Source organism: Rhizobium sp. PRIMUS64 (assembly GCF_023006465.1).
GTDB lineage: Bacteria > Pseudomonadota > Alphaproteobacteria > Rhizobiales > Rhizobiaceae > Rhizobium > Rhizobium leguminosarum.
Window position 1 is genome coordinate 1 of record NZ_JALBGX010000343.1, and the last position, 463, is coordinate 463.

At 57.9% G+C, this 463-nt stretch carries 1 protein-coding gene; it reads right to left on the reverse strand.

Translation table 11 applies throughout. The annotated features are described in order from the left end of the window. Positions 1 to 147: 147 nt before the first annotated feature. Positions 148 to 463, reverse strand: a 316-nt coding sequence (locus MOV76_RS39485) for a nitrogenase component 1 (RefSeq protein ID WP_309506937.1), incomplete at its 5' end; no start/stop codon positions are given.

Consider the following 463-nt stretch of genomic DNA (forward strand, 5'->3'; position numbering starts at 1 on the left):
AACTTTTTCCGCCGACTGCGGCATAGTAAGCACCTTTCTTTTCATCGCGCCGCACCGGTGGCGGCAATGGGATGTCATCTGTCACGAGTGCGGATCAAGTCCGATGGGAAGAGCCTGGCCTGCCCCTTCCCAAGACAGGCCAGGCTCTCATTCGGCCGCAACCGCCTCAGCTGGCGCGGCCTCTTTTTTCCAGGGGACGTCGTAGAGATCCCACACCGGATTATTGATGGCCAGATCCATGTCGCGGGCGAATATGGCGAAGCCGTCATAGCCGTGATACGGGCCGGAATAATCCCAGGAGTGCATCTGGCGGAAGGGGATGCCCATCTTCTGCACCGGATACTTCTCTTTAATGCCGGACCCAACAAGGTCGGGGCGGATGCCTTCGATGAACTTTTCCAGCTCGTAACCGGTCACGTCGTCATAGATCAGCGTACCCTTGTTCACATAATGGCCGGTGCGC